The sequence below is a fragment of the Nonomuraea sp. NPDC005983 genome (assembly GCF_040614375.1).
Lineage (GTDB): Bacteria > Actinomycetota > Actinomycetes > Streptosporangiales > Streptosporangiaceae > Nonomuraea.
This window is the reverse complement of sequence record NZ_JBEXUP010000047.1, coordinates 1-17,465: the sequence shown is the minus strand read 5'-3', so window position 1 is coordinate 17,465 and position 17,465 is coordinate 1. Positions and strand designations below refer to the sequence as shown.

The 17,465-nt window shown below is 71.9% G+C and carries 14 protein-coding genes and 1 pseudogene; 6 read left to right on the top strand and 9 right to left on the bottom strand.

Annotated elements, in window-relative coordinates; genetic code table 11:
- Window positions 1-44: 44 nt before the first annotated feature.
- Complete coding sequence (locus ABZ297_RS21325) at window positions 45-614, bottom strand: HhH-GPD-type base excision DNA repair protein (protein WP_355348666.1); 570 nt, start codon at window positions 612-614, stop codon at window positions 45-47.
- 153 nt (window positions 615-767) lie between these two features.
- Between ABZ297_RS21325 and ABZ297_RS21320 the strand changes: the two genes are divergently transcribed.
- The 6 genes from ABZ297_RS21320 to ABZ297_RS21295 all read left to right on the top strand — a co-directional run bounded on the left by ABZ297_RS21320 (window position 768) and on the right by ABZ297_RS21295 (window position 5,771).
- Window positions 768-992 carry a hypothetical protein gene (locus tag ABZ297_RS21320; RefSeq protein WP_350807131.1) on the top strand — a complete coding sequence of 75 codons (225 nt, stop codon included), beginning with the start codon at window positions 768-770 and terminating at the stop codon, window positions 990-992.
- Window positions 993-1,115: 123 nt separating this feature from the next.
- Window positions 1,116-2,609 carry a hypothetical protein gene (locus tag ABZ297_RS21315; RefSeq protein WP_355348781.1) on the top strand — a complete coding sequence of 498 codons (1,494 nt, stop codon included), beginning with the start codon at window positions 1,116-1,118 and terminating at the stop codon, window positions 2,607-2,609.
- Between the two features lie 11 nt (window positions 2,610-2,620).
- Window positions 2,621-3,379 carry a thioesterase family protein gene (locus ABZ297_RS21310; RefSeq protein ID WP_355348663.1) on the top strand — a complete coding sequence of 253 codons (759 nt, stop codon included), beginning with the start codon at window positions 2,621-2,623 and terminating at the stop codon, window positions 3,377-3,379.
- A gap of 22 nt (window positions 3,380-3,401) precedes the next feature.
- Complete coding sequence (locus ABZ297_RS21305; RefSeq protein ID WP_350807128.1) at window positions 3,402-4,157, top strand: 5-oxoprolinase subunit PxpA; 756 nt, start codon at window positions 3,402-3,404, stop codon at window positions 4,155-4,157.
- Window positions 4,158-4,218: 61 nt separating this feature from the next.
- A complete protein-coding gene (locus ABZ297_RS21300) occupies window positions 4,219-4,842 on the top strand; it encodes an allophanate hydrolase subunit 1 (protein ID WP_355348659.1) in 624 nt (207 codons plus the stop codon).
- Window positions 4,839-5,771, top strand: a complete 933-nt coding sequence (locus ABZ297_RS21295) for a biotin-dependent carboxyltransferase family protein (protein ID WP_355348656.1) — start codon at window positions 4,839-4,841, stop codon at window positions 5,769-5,771. The genes ABZ297_RS21300 and ABZ297_RS21295 overlap by 4 nt, the downstream gene beginning before the upstream one ends.
- 171 nt (window positions 5,772-5,942) lie before the next feature.
- On the opposite strand, the gene ABZ297_RS21290 is transcribed toward ABZ297_RS21295, so the two are convergent.
- The 8 genes and pseudogenes from ABZ297_RS21290 to ABZ297_RS21255 form a co-directional block, all read right to left on the bottom strand.
- Complete coding sequence (locus ABZ297_RS21290) at window positions 5,943-6,773, bottom strand: PhzF family phenazine biosynthesis protein (RefSeq protein ID WP_355348653.1); 831 nt, start codon at window positions 6,771-6,773, stop codon at window positions 5,943-5,945.
- 215 nt (window positions 6,774-6,988) lie between these two features.
- Window positions 6,989-8,086 carry a winged helix DNA-binding domain-containing protein gene (locus ABZ297_RS21285; RefSeq protein WP_355348650.1) on the bottom strand — a complete coding sequence of 366 codons (1,098 nt, stop codon included), beginning with the start codon at window positions 8,084-8,086 and terminating at the stop codon, window positions 6,989-6,991.
- A 143-nt stretch (window positions 8,087-8,229) separates the two neighbouring features.
- The gene (locus ABZ297_RS21280) at window positions 8,230-9,924 is read right to left on the bottom strand and encodes an ABC transporter family substrate-binding protein (protein WP_355348648.1); all 1,695 of its coding nucleotides are present in this window, start codon (window positions 9,922-9,924) and stop codon (window positions 8,230-8,232) included.
- 19 nt (window positions 9,925-9,943) lie between these two features.
- Complete coding sequence (locus ABZ297_RS21275; RefSeq protein WP_355348645.1) at window positions 9,944-11,962, bottom strand: ABC transporter ATP-binding protein; 2,019 nt, start codon at window positions 11,960-11,962, stop codon at window positions 9,944-9,946.
- Entirely contained in the window at window positions 11,959-12,858 is a 900-nt protein-coding gene (locus ABZ297_RS21270; RefSeq protein WP_355348642.1) for an ABC transporter permease, read from the bottom strand. The genes ABZ297_RS21275 and ABZ297_RS21270 overlap by 4 nt, the downstream gene beginning before the upstream one ends.
- A complete protein-coding gene (locus ABZ297_RS21265; RefSeq protein WP_355348639.1) occupies window positions 12,855-13,841 on the bottom strand; it encodes an ABC transporter permease in 987 nt (328 codons plus the stop codon). Before ABZ297_RS21265 ends, ABZ297_RS21270 begins: the two co-directional genes overlap by 4 nt.
- 88 nt (window positions 13,842-13,929) lie before the next feature.
- The gene (locus ABZ297_RS21260; protein ID WP_355348636.1) at window positions 13,930-16,263 is read right to left on the bottom strand and encodes an AAA family ATPase; all 2,334 of its coding nucleotides are present in this window, start codon (window positions 16,261-16,263) and stop codon (window positions 13,930-13,932) included.
- Between the two features lie 126 nt (window positions 16,264-16,389).
- Window positions 16,390-17,465 (bottom strand): annotated as a pseudogene (locus ABZ297_RS21255) (hypothetical protein); the annotation flags it as partial.

Below are 17,465 nucleotides of genomic sequence, written 5' to 3'. Positions count from 1 at the left end.
TCGCATCCTGTCAAAATCGCTCCACGTTGCGCAGCAAGATCAGGCTACTTGGCCTTCGCCGTGCGCTTGGCCTCCTGTTTGGTGGCCCGCACCCGACCCAGGCTGTCGGCGTCGATCACATCGGCGACCGACCGGAACGACCCCTCCTCGCCGTACAGGCCCGCGGCCTCGCGCCACCCGGGCGGCTGGACGCCGAGCTGCTTGCCCAGCAACGCCAAAAATATCTGGGCCTTCTGCTTGCCGTACCCGGGAAGTTCGAGGAGCCGCTTGAGCACTTCCTTGCCGTCGGCCGCGTCGGCCCAGATCTTCTCCGGCGCTCCGTCGTAGTGCTCGACAAGATAGGCGGCCAGCTGCTGCACCCGCGCGGCCATGCTCTTCGGGTACCGGTGGACGGCCGGCTTCTCGGCGAGCAGCGCGGCGAACGCCTCCGGTTCGCAGGAGGCGATCTCTTCGGCCGTGAGGTCGTGCCCGAGCCGCTCGGAGATGGTGTAGGGCCCCGTGAACGCCCATTCCATCGGGATCTGCTGATCGAGCAGCATGCCGACGAGGAGGGCGAGCGGGCTGCGGCCGAGCAGCTCGTCGGCCTCCGTCCGCTGGGCGAGCTGGATGCGCATGGGAACAGCTTCGCACGAAAGCCGCCCGCGAGAAGTGAACACAGGCGTCGCAGAGGCTTGACACGAGCACGAGAAAAGATGAAATGAGAGCGCAAGTCGCCCTGAGTCCAATCCTGGGGGTTTGCCCCAGGCCACCAGAGGAATCTCACATCTATGCTCGCTCTGGCCACACGCTTCCTCAGGGAGCCGGTCAGTCTCAGGCTGGCCGAAGAGTTCCTGACCGTGCCCGTGGACACGATCGACCGCTGCGTGGCCGACGTGTGCGCGTGCGCGCAGCATCTCGGCATCAAGGCGACCCCGGAGATCGTGGAGCGCATCGCACGTGAGCATCTGCTCGCGATCGTGAACTCCGCACCGCCGCCCCGGAGTCCCCGATAACATCGGGGAAACCAGGCCGCGTTCTACGCACCGTTTGCGCCTGGAATGCGAGAGAGTGAGGGCGTGCGCCGACACCGACGAGATCCCCGGGAGAGCACCCCGCCAGACGACGTGTTCAAGGAGATGGTGCAGGCGGCACGCGAGTTGCTGGCCGTGCGCAGTCCCCTCGACGCCGAACTGATGGTCTCCGACATGATCGGAGCCTGGTGGGGCAGGCGCGTCAGAGGTGGCGACGTCGAACAGGTTCTCGGCGAGGGGTTGGTCGACTACGCGGCCAAGGCCGGAACCCCGGCGTCGTTGACGCTGCTGATCTGCCTCGCCTATCTCGGAACGGCCCGCCAGGGCGCCAAGGCGGAGGGCGCGGCGCTGGCGATGATGGAGTCGGGCGTGGCCAGGCCCGGCTGGGCCGACCGGGTCGGCGCCGTCAAACCCACCGGCTGCTACGTCTCCCGCGACGCCTACGGCGACCAGGACACCGTCATCTGCACGTTCGCCTACCGATGGAACGACGAGGCGGGCCAGAGCACCGACTCGCACGCGCTGGTCGTGGTCGTCGACCACAACATGTCGGGCATGGCGCGCGACGCCTGGGTGTCGTCCCACGTCGACAAGCTGCTGGAGCAGGCGCGCGCCGAGGCCGCCGGCAACTCGATGCTGCTGTTCGCGGAGATCGAGCCCCAGCAGGCCAGGGCGCTGCTGGAGTCGGCGATGAAGGCCACCGGCGAGCCCAAGACGCCGCCGCCGGTCAGCGAGAGCTACAGCGCCTACCACGCGTTCGCCCGGGCCAGGCTGAAGGCGCTGCCGCCCGGCCGTAAGCGTCCCGCCCCCTTGCGCATCGAGGCCCCCTACAGCCGCGAGCGGCGGGCCATGCTGGCGGCCGAGTTCCTCGCCTCCGACGCGGCCGAGCACCTGTCCGACCCGTCCGCGGCCTCGCGCTGCGCCGACCACATCATCGACTACGGCTGCGAGCAGGACTTCAGCAGGCCGCTGCGGGTGAGCCCGACCAAGTGCGAGACGTTCCTGCTCGACTGGCTGCCCCGCAAGGTGATGCTCAGCGTGGCCGAGCAGGAGGCCATGCCGCACGTGCTGTCGGCCTGGGTCCGTTTCGCGGCGCGCCGCACCGGCCTGCCCGAGCAGGGCCTGAAGGCCACGCTGGACGCGGTGTGGGAGGCGACCGGCAAGTTCCCCGAGGCCTACCGCGACCCGACGTCGTTCGGGCTCGACCGTCCGCTGCTCGAACGGCTGCTGCCCGACGGCGACCTGTCGGCGCTGGCGAGGCGGGTGTTCGCGTTCCCGTTCCTGCAGGGCGTGCACAACGGCGTCGACCTCGACCGGCTCAACCCCGCTGACGAGGCCGACCGGCGGGCGCTGCTGGAGATCGACCACGTCGGCGAGCTCGACGAGGAGCACCTGGCCTGGCACGAGGAGATCGCCACCCGGCTGTGGGAGGGCGATCCGCCGCAGCTGTGGGAGGCGGCACAGCGCCTGCTCGACCTCGGCCACGACCGCCACGAGGTGCTGCACGTCCTCATCGAGATCGCCGAGCGCATCGGCGACGACCCCGAGGAGCTCGCCTCCGCCCTGGACGACATCGCCGACATCCCCGACGAGATCTAGAATTTCGTTCTATGTCGATGTACACCCGGCTGGCGGCGGGCCGCTACCTGGCGTCCGAGCACACCCAGGGGCCGTGGGACCCCGCGACCCAGCACATGGGCCCGGTCACCGCGCTGATCATGCACGAACTCGCGCAGACCGCCCCCAGGGCCGGGCTCGAACTGTCGAGGCTCGCCGTGGACGTCTTCGGCCCGGTGCCGATCGGCGAGCTGGAGGTCCGCACCGAGGTGATCCGCGACGGCAAACGCGTCCAGTGCCTGGCGGCCACCGTCTCCTCCGGTGGGCGCGAGCAGGCCAGGGCCACCGCCTGGCGCATCCGCGAGGCCGGCACCCCTGCCACCCCCACGCTCGCCCCTCCCCCGATCCCGCCGGCGGCCACCGATTCGTGGCTCTCGACCGGGTTCGGCTACGGCAAGGCCATCGACTGGCGGTTCGTCAGCGGCACGGCCGGAGCGACCGGGCCCGCCACCGTCTGGGGCAGGGTCCTGATGCCGCTCGTCGAGGGCGAGGAGATCACCCCGATGGAGCGCCTGGCGCTGTTCGCCGACAGCGGCAACGGCGTCAGCCAGGTCCTGGACTTCGCCACCCACATGTTCGTCAACGTCGACCTGACGATCTCGCTGTTCCGCGCGCCCGCCGGCGAGTGGGTCTGCATGGACGCCGCCACCGTCATCGGCCCCTCCGGACGCGGCCTGACCCGGTCCACCCTGTTCGACCAGGACGGCGAGGTCGGCGCCGCCACCCAGACACTCTTCGTCGCGCCGAGGTAGCCGTCCGCGCGATGATGGAAGCATGGTGATCGACCTCAACGCGGACCTCGGCGAAGGCTTCGGCGTCTGGCGGCTCGGCGACGACCTGGCGCTGCTGGACATCGTCACCAGCGCCAACGTCGCCTGCGGCTTCCACGCCGGAGACCCGGTGACCATCAGGCGCACCTGCGCGGCGGCGGTCGACCGCGGGGTGTCGATCGGGGCGCAGGTGTCCTACCGCGACCTGGCCCACTTCGGGCGCAGGGAGATGGACGCCGACCCGGAAGAGCTGTGCGCGGAGGTTCTCTACCAGCTCGCCGCCGTCGACGGCATCGCGCGCGCCATGGGCGGGCGGGTCTCGTATGTCAAGCCGCACGGGGCGCTCTACAACCGCATCTGCCGCGACGAGGAGCAGGCGGCGGCGGTGATCGACGCCGTGGCCGACTACGACCCGTCCCTTCCCGTTCTCACGCTGCCGGGGTCGGTCGTCCACACGGTGGCGGCCGCGCAGGGGGTGCGCACGGTCACGGAGGCGTTCGCCGACCGCGCCTACACCCCGGCCGGGGCGCTGGTGTCGCGCCGCGAGCCGGGCGCCGTCATCCACGACCCGGCGGCGGTGCCGGCGCGGGCCGTCCGGATGGCCGTCGAGGGCACGGTGACGGCCGTCGACGGCAGCCAGGTGCCGGTCCAGGCCCGCTCCATCTGCGTCCACGGCGACACGCCGGACGCCGTCCGTCTGGCGCAGGCCGTCCGCGACGGGCTCCTGGAGGCCGACGTGGTCCTCCAGGCGTTCGCATGAACCGCACACGCCGCCGGCGGGGTCCACAAGCCGCGGCGAGCGCTGGAACGGCGGTGCCGGGGTGATCCGGACGGCCGGAGAGCACGGGCTGCTCGTGGAGACCGGCGCGCTCGCCCTCTCGCACCGCCTCGACGCTCTCCTGCGCGCCGATCGGCCCCAAGGCGTCGTCGAGATCGTCCCAGGCCCCGAGACGGTGCTGGTGATCGCTCCGGGGGCCGACCAGCAACGGCTGCGCGCCCAGCTGACCGCGCTCCTCGCCACGTGCGAGCGGCCTTGCGCGCCTTCGACCGCGCGCACGGCCGGCGATGCCGTGGTGACCATCCCGGTCGTCTACGACGGCGAGGACCTGCCGGCCGTGGCCGAGCTGGCCGGGATCCCGACCGGCGAGGTCATCGCCAGGCACACAGGGCGCGAGCTGGTGGTGGGGTGGCTGGGGTTCGCGCCGGGGTTCGCCTACCTCACCGGGCTGGACGAGACGCTGCACGTCCCCCGGCTCGACACGCCACGCACCTCCGTCCCCGCCGGCTCCGTGGCGATCGCGGGGCCGTACTCGGCGGTCTACCCCACGGCGTCTCCGGGCGGCTGGCGACTGCTGGGACGCACCTCCCTGCCGGTCTGGGACGTCGACGCCGACCCGCCGTCGCTGTTCCGGCCCGGCACGCGCGTGCGGTTCGAGGCGGCATGATCGAGGTGCTGTCGCCCGGCCCGTACGCGACCGTCCAGGACCTCGGCCGGCACGGCTACGCCCACCTGGGCGTCCCCTCCTCGGGGGCGGCCGACGCGGAGAGCCTGCGGCTGGCCAACCGGCTCGTCGGCAACCCGGAGGGGGCGGCCGGGATCGAGCTGACGTTCGGGCTGGCCGCGCTCCGGTTCCGGACGGGCGCCTGGATCGCTCTCACCGGCGCCCCCTGCCCCGTGGACGTCCACCCAGCCGCAGCCGCGGGTCAGGCGGCAGGTGGTCGGGCTGCCCGTGCCGGGGGCTTGGGCGGGAGTGGGTGGCCGGTCAGCGTCGGCGGAGCTGGGATGGGGGTGCCGTTCTGGGTCGCTGCGGGCGCCGAGCTGCGGCTCGGGAGGCCCACGTGGGGCCTGCGGACCTACCTGGCCGTGCGCGGCGGGGTCGCCGTGGAGCCGGTGCTCGGCAGCCGCTCCACCGATTCGCTGTCCGGGCTCGGCCCGGAGCCGCTGCGCTCGGGGGCTCTCCTTCCCGTGGGCGACGTGCGGGCGCTGCCGCCGATCACCGTCGACCTGGCCCCGCCACGCGACGCACGTCCGGCGGTGCTCAGAGTGCTGCCGGGGCCGCGCGATGACTGGTTCGTCCCGGGGGCGCTGGCTGACCTGTGCGCCGGCCCGTACCAGGTGAGCCAGGACAGCAACCGGGTCGGCGTGCGGCTGTCCGGGCGGGAGCTGGCGCGGGCCAGGGGCGGCGAGCTGCCCAGCGAGGGCATGGTCGCCGGAGCGGTGCAGGTGCCGCCGAGCGGCCAGCCGATCATCTTCCTCGCCGACCACCCTCCGACGGGCGGCTACCCGGTGATCGGCGTACTGGCCACGGCGAACCTGCCGATCGCCGCCCAGCTGCGCCCAGGCGACGAGATCCGCTTCACCACCCGCCACTGACCCGAATCGCCAGGACCCCGTACGCCAACGGAACCACCGCTGAACGCTCCGCTCTGCCCTCCCCCGGGATCCCGACGCGACCGGCAGGCTCCACCCCTGCCGAACGCGCACGCCGCTGCCCGCCGCCGGGGCCGACGGGTCGCTACCGGGCGCCGTGGGAGCCCGTTTCCGTCACAGTTCCACCTGGCCGCTGATGCAGGTCACCGCCCCGCCGCCCACCCAGACGTTCTGGTCGGCGTCGGTGGAGACGCGGACGCGGCCCGCGCGCCCGAGCACGGTGCCCTGGGCGGCCACGTACGGTGCGCTGGCGCGGCCGGTGCGGAGCAGCCATTGGGCCACGGAGGCGTTGAGGCTGCCCGTGACCGGGTCCTCGACCATGCCGCCCTCGGACGGGCAGAACGCCCGGACCTCGAACGCGTGCGGCGCCCCCGCCGGGTACGGCCCCACCACCCCGATGGACAGCTCCGTCCTGCCGGGGCGCAGTGCGAGCACCGCGTCGGCGTCCTTGAGCAGCACGGCCACCCAGCCGGGCCCGTTGTCGGCCCACTCGATGTCGACGATCTCACCCCGTTCGACGCCCAGCACCTCCGCGACCTGCTCGACCAGCGGCTCCTCCACCGTCCCGGACCGCAGCAGCGGCGGCGCGGCGAACGCGAGCCCGTCGCCGGTCTTACGCACCCGCACCAGCCCCGCCCCGCACTCCTGCACGATCGTGTCCGCCTCTCGCGGCACGCCTCCCGCCTCCAGCCAGGCGTGGCAGGTGCCGAGCGTCGGATGCCCGGCGAAGGGCAGCTCCGACGTGGTGGTGAAGATCCGCACCCGGTAGTCGGCGTCGGGTGTGGTGGGCGGTAGCACGAACGTGGTCTCGGACAGGTTCGTCCAGTGGGCGAAGCGCTGCATCTCCTCGGTGGTCAGCCCGTCGGCTTCGAGCACGACCGCGAGCGGGTTCCCGTGGTAAGGCGTGGTGGTGAACACATCGACCTGACGAAATTCGCGCGACATGCCCCAAGTCTCGCAGAACGCTGTCAGAACGCCCGGAGCCACTCGCCCCCACGACCGCCAGGAGGCGCGAAGCTCCCGCGACCACCGTGAAGCAAGCCGACACGTTCTCACGGTGGCACCACCACCCGGCCCCAGCGGCCGACGACGGGCGGCGTGAGCGGGGCGGGAGACTCCGGGCTACTCACTCGATGCGCTCGACCTCGCGGGGCTCTGAACTACTTCATGGCCAGGAGGGATTCGATGCGTTCCACCGCCGTCTGGAGGGCTTCCTGCGGGACGTCTTCGAAGAGTTCGAGGGCGACCCGGGTGTTCTTGGGCTCCCAGACGCCCGCGACACGCCCCTCGTGCACCACCACCGGCGAGATCCAGCCCGCCTGACGACTGACCTTGGGCTTCACCGGCGCCGGAATGAGGGGCTCCAGGTTGCGCGGGGCGCCGAGGATGTACTGGTCGAACCCCGGTAGCAGATGGACCTCGCCGCACGGCCGGGTGGCCGCGAGGTCGTCGAGCTGCTCGGTGAGGGCGAGCAGGGTGCGGCCGTCGTCGGTCTCGACCTCCGTCAGCTCCGGCCCGAGGTCGCGGAACCAGCCCTTGAGCACGGCCTTCCTCGCCACCCCGCCGAACAGCCAGGTGTCGAACATCTCGGGCGTCGCCGGGCCGTGCGCGCCGAGGTAGGCGCGGGCCAGCCGCACACCCGCCTCCTCCGACGGCGGGAGTGCCGCGCCCCAGCCGGGAAGCCAGTGGCGCGGGGCCGTGAAGGTCACCCTGCCGTCGCGTGGCGGGCCGTAGCACAGCTCGCCCAGGCGGCTGAGCGGCTTGAGCAGGGCTCCCCAGCCGGAGGTGAGCGCCTGCCTGAGGTGGGCGTCGCCGGTGACCTGGACGACCGCCTCGACCAGCTCCTCGCGGGTGAGCGGCTGCTCCCCCAGCGCGTGCGGGACGGCCTCGATGATCGCCGAGATCTCGGCGGCGGTGACGCCGTGGCCGCGCTGCCACGAGCCCTTCTCCCAGAACCGCAGCGTGGCCAGGGCGGCGCAGTAGCCGGCCAGCTCGTCGGAGGGCAGGAGGTGCAGGGTGCCCCGCATGATCCAGGTCTTGACCAGCGTGCGTTCGTGCCAGAGCGCCCGGTCGATGCCGCCGGGGTCGGGTTCGGCGCTGCGGACGGCCACGGCCAGCAGCGCCGACGAGCTCACCTGGGCCTGCACGCCGCACAGCCTGCGCGCGACCGCCACCGCGTCGGCCCCGCCGGCGGGGCTCACGAACTGCCTGCGCAGGCGCCAGGCGAGGATCTGGGGCCAGGTCAGCTGAATCGTCACGCGTCCACTTCTACACGCCGCCGCCGACAACCCCGGACGGGCCATGGACCGACGACTCCAGACGCCCCCGAACCGGCCTCCCGGACACCACTCTTGACGCCGCTGACGCACGTGGCCGCGGCCGGGCCGGTGGGGGCGGCCGGTCAGCTGGTGAAGCCGATGTCCTGGTACCGCAGGTCCTGGAAGCCTCTGGCGCCGACGTTGGCGAGTGTCGCCTTGGCCGCCACGTTCTGCGGCCGCTGGTACAGCGGCAGGACGTTCACCAGCTCCCAGATCAGCACGTCGGCCCGGTTGGCGTCCGCGTGGGCCTGGGCCGGGTCGAGGTTCTGGATGGCCTTGCTCATGGCCTGGTCGATGGCCGCCGACCCGGTACGGCCGAAGTTGGCGTTCCAGGTCTTGCCGTCAGGGGCGTTCGCGTAGATGCCGTAGCTGCTCGACACCGGGAACGGCGTGCCTATGTAAGAGAAAGGCGTGATGTCGAAGTTGCCGGGGATGACGTACTTGGTGAAGAAGTCGTCGCTGGGCACGGCCTGGATCGTGAGCTTGACCCCGATCTGGGAGAGCATGCTCTGCGCCAGCTCCCCTTCCGCCTTGCTGACCTGGACCCCTGAGGGGACAACGAAGCGCAGGTCGAGGCTCTTGCCGTCCTTCTGGCGGACGTTCCCGTTCAGTCGCCAGCCCGCCTCGTCCAGCAGCTGTTTGGCCCGCTGCGGGTTGTACACGCCGTACTGACCGGCGTTGTCCTGGTAGCCGTCCTGGGTGTTCATGAAGAAGTGGTTGTTCAGCAGCGTGATCGGCCAGTCGAGGCCCTGCAGGTCCGACTGGGCGATGGCCTGCCGGTTGATGCCCATCTGGATCGCCTGGCGCACCCGGACGTCCTTGAGATCGTCGCTGGAGCCGTTGAAGGTGAAGTGGCGGAAGTCCGGGCCCGCCGCCTGCCTGACCTGCGCGCCGGGGGTGGCCTTGGCGCGGGCGTAGTCGGGGGCCGACGGGCCGACGTCGGCGAGGTCCAGCTCGCCGTTGCTGAACGCGCTGATCATCGCGTCCTGCTCGGACGCCCGGTAGATGATCTGGTCGAGCTTGGCCCGGTCGCCCCACCAGCGGTCGTCGCGGACGATCGTGATGGTCTTGGCGGTCTGGTCGAAGCTCTTGAACGTGAACGGCCCGGAGGTCACCGGGATCTTGTTCAGCCAGGCGTTGTTGAAGGCGTCGGGGGTCTTGTTGGTGGAGGCGGGCAGCAGCGGGCCGAAGAGCGACTGCCAGTCGCTGAACGGCCTGGCGAACGTGACGACCACCTGGTAGTCGTCCTTGCCCCGCTCGACCTTCTGGATGTCCTGGTAGCCGGTGGAGGAGACGATGTGGAAGCGGCGGTCGCGGCCGTTCAGGGCGTGCCACTGGGCCTGGTAGTCGGCCCAGGTGATCGGCTGGCCGGTGGACCACTTGGCCTTGGGGTTGAGCGTGTAGGTGACCACCTGCTTGGGGCTCTGCGCGGTGATCGTGGCGTCGATCAGGTAGTCCTTGTTGGGGGAGATCTCGGCCTTCTCGTTGGAGATGAACGGCGACGGCAGCAGCGCGTTGCTGACCACGGCGGCCATCGCCAGGTTGCCGTCGACATGGTTCCTGTTCCACTGGCTGGGGAACTCGCTGATGCCCCAGCGCAGCGTGCCTCCGTCCTTGACCTTCTCGCGGGGCTGCGGGTTGATGTCGAACGCCTTCATCGCCACGTTCCCTGAAGGGCTGCCGGTGTTGCCGCGGCCGGTTTGGGTGCCGCAGCCGGCCAGCGGCGGGATGACCGCCGTGAGTGCCAGGGCGGTCACCACCAGACGTGATGCCTTCATCGAGCGGATCCCTCCAGATCTAGATGACTTCGAGCTTCTCGGCGTAGTGGCAGGCCGCGCCGTGGTCCTCGCCGAGCGGGCGCACCTCGGGCTCGACCGTGACGCACGCCTTCCGCTCGTCGTCGGTCAGGCCGGATCTGAACAGGGGGCATCGGGTACGGAACCGGCAGCCCGACGGCGGGTCGGCGGGGCTGGGGAGGTCTCCTTCGAGCAGGATCCGGGTGCGCGACCGTTCGCGTACCGGGTCGGGTATCGGGATCGCCGACAGCAGCGCCTGCGTGTACGGGTGCATGGGGGTGTCGTAGACGGCGTCGACCTGCCCGATCTCGGCGATCCTGCCCAGGTACATCACGGCCACCCGGTCGGCGATGTGCCTGACCACGGCCAGATCGTGCGCCACGAACAGGTACGACAGCCCGAGCTTGACCTTGAGCGCGTCGAGCAGGTTGATCACGCCTGCCTGGATCGACACGTCGAGCGCGGAGACGGGCTCGTCGAGCGCGACCAGCCGGGGTTCCAGGGCGAGGGCGCGGGCGATGCCGATGCGCTGGCGCTGGCCGCCGGAGAAGTCCTGCGGGTAGCGGGCGGCGTGCGACGGGTCGAGCCCGACCAGCGCGAGCAGCTCGCCGATCCGCTTGCCGGGGCGTCGCGTGCCGTGGGCGCGCAGCGGCTCGGCCAGGATGTCGTAGACGGTCATGCGCGGGTCGAGCGAGGCGAGCGGGTCCTGGAAGACGACCTGGAGGTCGCGCCTGATCGCCATGCGGGAGGCGCCCGACAGCCGCCCGGTGTCGTGGCCGAACAGCTCGATGCGGCCCTGCTGCGGCCTGGCCAACTCGAGGATCTCCATCAGCGTGGTGGTCTTGCCCGAGCCGGACTCGCCGACCAGCCCGAGCGTCTCGCCCTCGCCGATGTCGAAGCTGACGCCCGCCACCGCATGGACGGTGCCGATCCGGTGCCTGAACACCGTGCCGCGCATCAGCGGGAACTCCTTGACCAGGCCGTCGACCAGGAGCACCTGCTGCCGTCGCGGCGCGCCCGCGGGCGCCTTGGCGCGGCCGACGTGCTCGGCGGGCATGCGCGGCCTGACCTCCTCCCAGCGGATGCACGCCGCCTGGTGGCCGGGCCCGACGTCGAACAGCGGCGGCTCGCCGTCGTCGCAGGCGTCGACCTTCATCGGGCAGCGCGGCGCGAACGGGCAGCCGGGCGGCAGCGCGGCGGGCGAAGGCGGCTGGCCCTCGATGGGCACGAGCGGCTGCCGCTCGCCCCTGTCGACGCGCGGCACCGAACTGAGCAGCCCCGCCGTGTACGGCATGCGCGTGCGGTAGAAGACGTCGTCGACGGCCCCGACCTCGACCGGGCGGCCCGCGTACATCACCAGCACCCGGTCGGCGAACCCGGCGACCACCCCCAGGTCATGGGTGATCAGGATGATCGCGGCGCCGGTCTCCTGCTGCGCCTTCTTCAGCACCTCCAGCACCTGTGCCTGGATGGTGACGTCGAGCGCGGTGGTCGGCTCGTCGCAGATGATCACGTCGGGGTCGTTGGCGATGGCCATCGCGATCACGGCGCGCTGCCGCATGCCGCCGGAGAACTCGTGCGGGAAGGCCAAGGCCCTCTTCGCCGGCTCGGGGATGCCGACCAGGTCGAGCAGGGCGACGGCCTTGACCGCGGCCTGCTCCTTGGTCACCTTCTGGTGGACGCGCACGGCCTCGGCGATCTGGTCGCCGACCCGGTAGACGGGGGTGAGGGCCGACAGGGGGTCCTGGAAGACCATCGACATGGTCTTGCCGCGGAAGGCCGTCAGCTCCCGTTCCGGCGCCCCGAGCAGCTCTCTGCCGTGCAGCCTGACCGACCCGGTGACCCTCGCGCTGGGCGGCAGCAGGCCCATGACCGCGGCCGAGGTGACCGACTTGCCCGACCCCGACTCGCCGACGATGCCCAGGACCTCGCCCTGCCGCACGGCGTAGCTCACTCCGCGCACGGCGGGCACGTCGCCGAAGCTGACGCGCAGGTCGGTGACCTCCAGCACGGGCGTCATCGCGACCTCTTCGCGCCGGGGTCGAACGCGTCGCGCAGCGCGTCGCCGACGAGGTTGACCGCGAGGACCGTGACGATCAGCAGCCCGGCGACGAACCAGAACGTCCAGGGCGCGTAGAGGGCGGTTCTGGAGCCGTCGGCGATGAGCGTGCCGAAGGAGACGTCGGGCGGCTGGATGCCGAAGCCGAAGTACGACAGGGAGGTCTCGGTGAGGATGGCGGCGCTGACGTTCAGCGTGGCGTCGACGATCAGCAGCGACGACAGGTTGGGGATCACGTGCCTGAAGATGATCCGCACCGCCGGGACGCCCATGAACCGGGCGGCCTGGACATACTCCCGCTGCTTCAGCGAGATCGTCATCCCACGGACGATCTTCGAGGTGACCATCCACAGGAACAGCGCCAGCATGATCACGAACAGCACCCAGTCGCCGGGGCCGAACAGCGGCGACATGATCGCCAGGATGAGGAACGCGGGCAGCACGAGCAGCAGGTCGGTGAGCCAGGTGAGCGCCCGGTCGGTCCAGCCGAGGAAGTACCCGGCGAACGCGCCGACGACGGCGGCCAGCGCGGTGGACACCAGGGCCGCGAGCAGGCCGACGATCAGCGACTTCTGCATGCCGCGCAGCGTCACCGCGAACACGTCGGCGCCGGTTTGGAGCGTTCCGAACCAGTGGCGGGCGGACGGCGGCTGCATGAAGGCGGTGAAGTCCTTGTCGGTGTAGGTCCACTGGCTGAACAGCGGCCCGGCGAAGGCGAGCAGGAACATCAGCGCGAGCACGGCGAAGCCCGCCTGCCCCTGCCGCGACTCGAAGAACCGCCTGGCGACGACCTTCCCCCTGGAGGGCGCCCTGAGCTCGAGGAGCTCCTCCGCCAGCTCCTCCTCCGACAGCGTCATCCGGCCCTCACCCTCGGGTCGAGCGCGGCGTGCAGCAGGTCGGAGGCGAGCGAGGCGAAGAGCACGGCGATCGCGGCGATCAAGGAGATGGCCGCGACGGTGTTGACGTCGTTGGTGAAGATCGAGTTGATGATCTGCTCGCCCAGCCCGTGCCAGCCGAAGATCTTCTCGGTGAAGGTGGCCCCGGTGAGCAGGGTGCCGAAGGTGAACGCGAAGTACGTCACGACGGGGATCAGCGCGGTGCGCAGGGCGTGCCGGGTGAGCGCGCTGCGCCTGCTCAGCCCCTTGGCCATGGCGGTGCGGACGAAGTCGGCGCCGACCACGTCCAGCATCATGTTGCGCTGGTAGCGGCTGAAGACGGCGATCAGTCCGAGCGACAACGAGACCGTGGGCAGGATCAGGTGCTGCAGCCGGTCGAGCAGGCCGCCCCAGAACCCGGTGTCGAGCCCGACGCTGTACTCGCCGCTGACCAGGAACACCTGGGTGCCGAAGAGCTGGTCGTTGGCCCACGTGCCGAGCAGGATCAGCATGTTGGCGAGCACGACGACGGGCACGGCGAGCACCACGAACGACAGCCCGGTGGAGAGCCGGTCGAACAGGCCGTACTGCCTGACCGCGGCGAAGGCGCCCAGCAGGACGCCGAGCAGGCTGCCGAAGACCAGCCCGAGTATCACGAGCCGGAACGTGACGCCCATGCGCCGCTTGAGGTCCTCGTTCACCGGGCTGCCCGTGACGGTCTTGCCGAAGTCGCCGTGCAGCACCCCGGTGGCCCAGGTGGCGTACCGCTGGATGAGCGGGGTCTTGTCGTTCAGGTTGAGCGCGGTGAGCTGGGCGTCGACGACGGCGGGCGGCGGCTTGGGCGTGCGTTCTGCGTAGTTCGAGCGGGGGTCGAGCGCGCTGGCCGCGAGCAGGTAGGCGAGGCTGGACGCGACGGCCACGAGCACGACGTAGTTGAGCAGTCTGCGGGCCAGGAACCCCGCCATCGTCCCCCCTCCGACACGCACGATGTGTAGCCATATTGCTACACCATGCGAGTACGAGGATGCACCAAAGTGCCAAAGAGGAGTGTGATTAGCGTCCGGAAAGTTCGTCCACGGCGGTGCGGACGTCTTCGCTGGTGATCGTGGTCAGCTCGGCCGAGCTGGCCGACTCGCCCAGCCCCGCCAGCCGGACGTCGCGGCGCATGGCGGCGCGCTCGAAGAGCGACCTGGCGAAACGGCCGTTGCCCAGGCCGTCGATCAGCCGCTCTTCGCACACCCACGCGAAGACCTCGTCGAGGTCGCGCAGCGCGTCCTCGTCGAAGCGGTCGCCCGCCTGCTCGGCCAGCAGCACGGCGATCTCCGACAGCTCGCTCCGGGAGTAGCTGGGGAAGCCCACGCGCTGGTTGAACCTGCTGGCCAGGCCGGGGTTGGTGGCGAGGAAGTCGTCCATCTCGCGCTCGTAGCCGGCGAGGACGACGACGAGCCTGTCGCGGTCGTCCTCGGCGCGCTTGAGCAGGGTCTGCACGGCCTCGGCGCCGAAGGCGTCGCCACCGGAGTAGCCCGGGTTGACCAGGCTGTACGCCTCGTCGATGAACAGCACGCCGCCGAGGGCCCGGTCGACCAGCTCGTTGGTCTTGATCGCGGTCGCGCCGAGGTGCTGGCCGACCAGGTCGGCCCGCTGCGCCTCGACCACGTCGGGCCTGGCCAGCAGGCCGAGCGCGGCGAAGATCCGGCCGACCACCCTGGCGACGGTGGTCTTGCCGGTGCCGGGCGGGCCGGCGAACACGAAGTGGCGCATCTGCGGCGGCGTGGGCAGGCCGCGCTCCTGGCGCATCCGCGCCACCTGGAGCTGGGCGGCGATGGCGTGGACCTGCCGTTTGACCGGTTCGAGCCCGGCCATCGCGTCGAGGTCGGCGAGCGCGTCCTCCAGGATGGGGGTGTCGGCGTAGCCGCGGAAGCGGGCGGTCAGCTCGCCGAACGCCTTGGTCACGTCGGCGGTGGTGGTGGTCACGAGGTCCTGGGTCGAGGGGGTGCCCCCCGCGCCGACCACGCGCACGTCGCGGGCCGTCGCGGCGGCCTCGACCAGGCTGCGCGCGAACCGGGCGTTGCCCAGTTCGTCGACCAGGCCGCGCCGCTGGACGTCCTCGAACTGGCCGAGCAGCGCCTGGCGGGTGTCGGGCGCCATGGTGTCGCCCCTGCGGCGCTGGAGCAGCTCGGTGATCTCGGCCAGCTCGGCGGGCGAGTAGCTGGGAAAGCGGACCCTGGTGGCAAACCTGCTGGCCAGGCCGGGGTTGGAGGACAGGAACGAGGTCATCTCCTGCTCGTAGCCCGCCAGGATGATGATCAGCCGGTCGCGGTCGTCCTCGGCCCGCTTGAGCAGGGTCTGCACGGCCTCGGCGCCGAACCTGTCGGGCTGGCCGTCGGAGGAGTTGACCAGCCCGTACGCCTCGTCGATGAACAGCACGCCGCCGAGGGCCCGGTCGACCAGCTCGTTGGTCTTGATCGCGGTCGCGCCCAGGAACTCGCCCACCAGGTCGGCCCGCTGCGCCTCGACCACGTACGGCGTCTCGAGCAGCCCGAACGCGTAGAAGATCTTCGCGAGGGTGCGGGCGACGCTGGTCTTGCCCGTGCCGGGCGGCCCGACGAAGACGAAGTGCCTGGTGGGACGGCCGGTGGTGTAGCCGGCCTCGGCCCGCAGCCTGGACGCCTCGATGGACGCGGCGATCGAGCGGACCTGCTCCTTCACCGGTGCCAGCCCGATCATGCTCTCCAGTTCGCCGAGCGCGTCCTCGACGGAGATCTGCGGCGGCGCCGCCTGCTTGTCGGACCCGACCTCCGCCCTGCCCTCGCGCACCCGGACCCGGACCTGCTCCTCGACGGCCATCTCGGCCCTGGCCCTGCGGGCGACGAAGAAGCGGTAGACGAGGACCGCCGCGGCCGCGCCGTAGGCGACCCAGACGGCGACGGCGTCGGAGACCAGGGCCAGGGCGGCGGCGAGCATCCCGGCCGGCACCAGCGCCATCAGCGCGCTCTGCCACGGCGGCACCCAGCGGATGAGGTGGGCGGCGGCGGCGACGGGCAGGCCGAGCAGCGCCAGCAGGATCGGGGCCACCGAGTGCGGCGGGAACAGCGCGGCGAACAGCGGCGCGAGCGCTCCCCAGGCGGCGAGCACCAGGACGGTCGCGGCGGCGCGGGGGAAGCGCAGGGTCAGCGCGACGAAGCCGAGCGCCACCAGGGTGATGAGGAAGGTGCGGAGCAGTTCCCAGCCGACTGCGGCGCCGAGGCCGACCGCGCCGACCAGCACCACGACGTACAGCACCCGCCGGACGGCGGGGGGAAGCTGGAAATACCGCAGCCGCACCTGCTCAAACAGATCCCGCGCCGCACCCCGCCCCGCAGCTCGGACCCTGTCGGACTCACGCATCACGCCTCCCCGGTCCGCCCCCGGTTATACCGCACCGAACCGGGGATTGGGCGGACCTGACACGCTGGGTGTGCCCGGCGTACACGGCGATGCGGACCGTCACCGGCGGGCGACCCGGGATTCCGGCTACCGCCGCTGGTGCCGCCCGGGGAAGCGGCCCACGCTGACCTGGGTGGGTGTGACGCTCAGGACGTCCGAGCCGGGCACCGCGACGCCCCGCACCTCCACCCAGAACCGCTGTCGCAGCGGGTCCACCGCGAACACGGCCACCCGCGGGTCCCCGTCCGGCCCGTCGGCCTCCGCGACCAGCCGCAGCTCCCCCGACGGGCTGACGGTCGCCGTCGCCCCGACCGCCCTGGGCCCGTCGCGGCCGGCGTACGACAGCACGACGCTCCTGGCGTACCTGAACGCCTGGCGCACCTCGGGGCTCAGCTCCACCGACGGCGCGGCCCCCATCGGCAGGTCGCTCATGATCAGTGACGTCCGCCACGGACCCGGGCCGCCGCGCCACCACGCGCGCGCCGCCCGCGCCCCGAACACGGCCGCCACCGCCGCGAGCGCGGCCAGCCCGGCCCGGTACGTCCAGACGTCCCCCAGGGCGCCGCCGGCCGCGCAGCCCGCCGCGCCCAGGGCCGTCAGGGAGGTCGCGGCGAGCAGCCAGCGGTCCTCCCGCCACGGCCCCCGCCGGTAGGCGCGCAGCAGCGGGTACGGCACCACCACCGCGGCCATCGCCGCTCTCGGCTGCACCACCAGCGCCAGGCACACCAGCGGCACCAGCGTCGTCCAGGTCCTGCCGAGCAGGATCCAGAGCGTCACCCCCGCGTTCCGCCTGGCCGTGCGCTCGGCGGCGGCCCGCGCGAACTGGTCCAGGGCGCGCAGCGGGCGCCCGCGCCAGGTGTCGGCCAGCGCCCGCAGCGCGGCCAGCGCGGGCCAGCCGAGCACCGCGATCCCGGCCAGCCCCGTCCACACGGGGCCGAGCGACGAGGTGACGGCGGGCGTCGCGCCCAGCGCCAGCCAGGCGGCGAACGCCGTGACCGACAGGGCCGCCGACGCCACGGCGGCCCCCAGCCAGGGGTCGCGCCCCAGCATGGCGGGCACGTACGCCCAGACCCGCACCCTGCGCGCCTGCCTGACGGTCAGCGGGACGAGCAGCAGGAGCGCGGCGAGGCCGCCCAGCTGGGCGGCGCCGCCCCTGTCGAGGG

Excerpts from the sequence above, each read along its gene's own strand:
- ABZ297_RS21325 (WP_355348666.1), bottom strand. The coding sequence starts at position 614 with ATGCGCATCCAGCTCGCCCAGCGGACGGAGGCCGACGAGCTGCTCGGC.
- ABZ297_RS21320 (WP_350807131.1), top strand. The coding sequence starts at position 768 with ATGCTCGCTCTGGCCACACGCTTCCTCAGGGAGCCGGTCAGTCTCAGG.
- ABZ297_RS21315 (WP_355348781.1), top strand. The coding sequence starts at position 1,116 with ATGGTGCAGGCGGCACGCGAGTTGCTGGCCGTGCGCAGTCCCCTCGAC.
- ABZ297_RS21310 (WP_355348663.1), top strand. The coding sequence starts at position 2,621 with ATGTCGATGTACACCCGGCTGGCGGCGGGCCGCTACCTGGCGTCCGAG.
- ABZ297_RS21305 (WP_350807128.1), top strand. The coding sequence starts at position 3,402 with ATGGTGATCGACCTCAACGCGGACCTCGGCGAAGGCTTCGGCGTCTGG.
- ABZ297_RS21295 (WP_355348656.1), top strand. The coding sequence starts at position 4,839 with ATGATCGAGGTGCTGTCGCCCGGCCCGTACGCGACCGTCCAGGACCTC.
- ABZ297_RS21290 (WP_355348653.1), bottom strand. The coding sequence starts at position 6,773 with ATGTCGCGCGAATTTCGTCAGGTCGATGTGTTCACCACCACGCCTTAC.
- ABZ297_RS21280 (WP_355348648.1), bottom strand. The coding sequence starts at position 9,924 with ATGAAGGCATCACGTCTGGTGGTGACCGCCCTGGCACTCACGGCGGTC.
- ABZ297_RS21275 (WP_355348645.1), bottom strand. The coding sequence starts at position 11,962 with ATGACGCCCGTGCTGGAGGTCACCGACCTGCGCGTCAGCTTCGGCGAC.
- ABZ297_RS21270 (WP_355348642.1), bottom strand. The coding sequence starts at position 12,858 with ATGACGCTGTCGGAGGAGGAGCTGGCGGAGGAGCTCCTCGAGCTCAGG.
- ABZ297_RS21265 (WP_355348639.1), bottom strand. The coding sequence starts at position 13,841 with ATGGCGGGGTTCCTGGCCCGCAGACTGCTCAACTACGTCGTGCTCGTG.
- ABZ297_RS21260 (WP_355348636.1), bottom strand. The coding sequence starts at position 16,263 with ATGCGTGAGTCCGACAGGGTCCGAGCTGCGGGGCGGGGTGCGGCGCGG.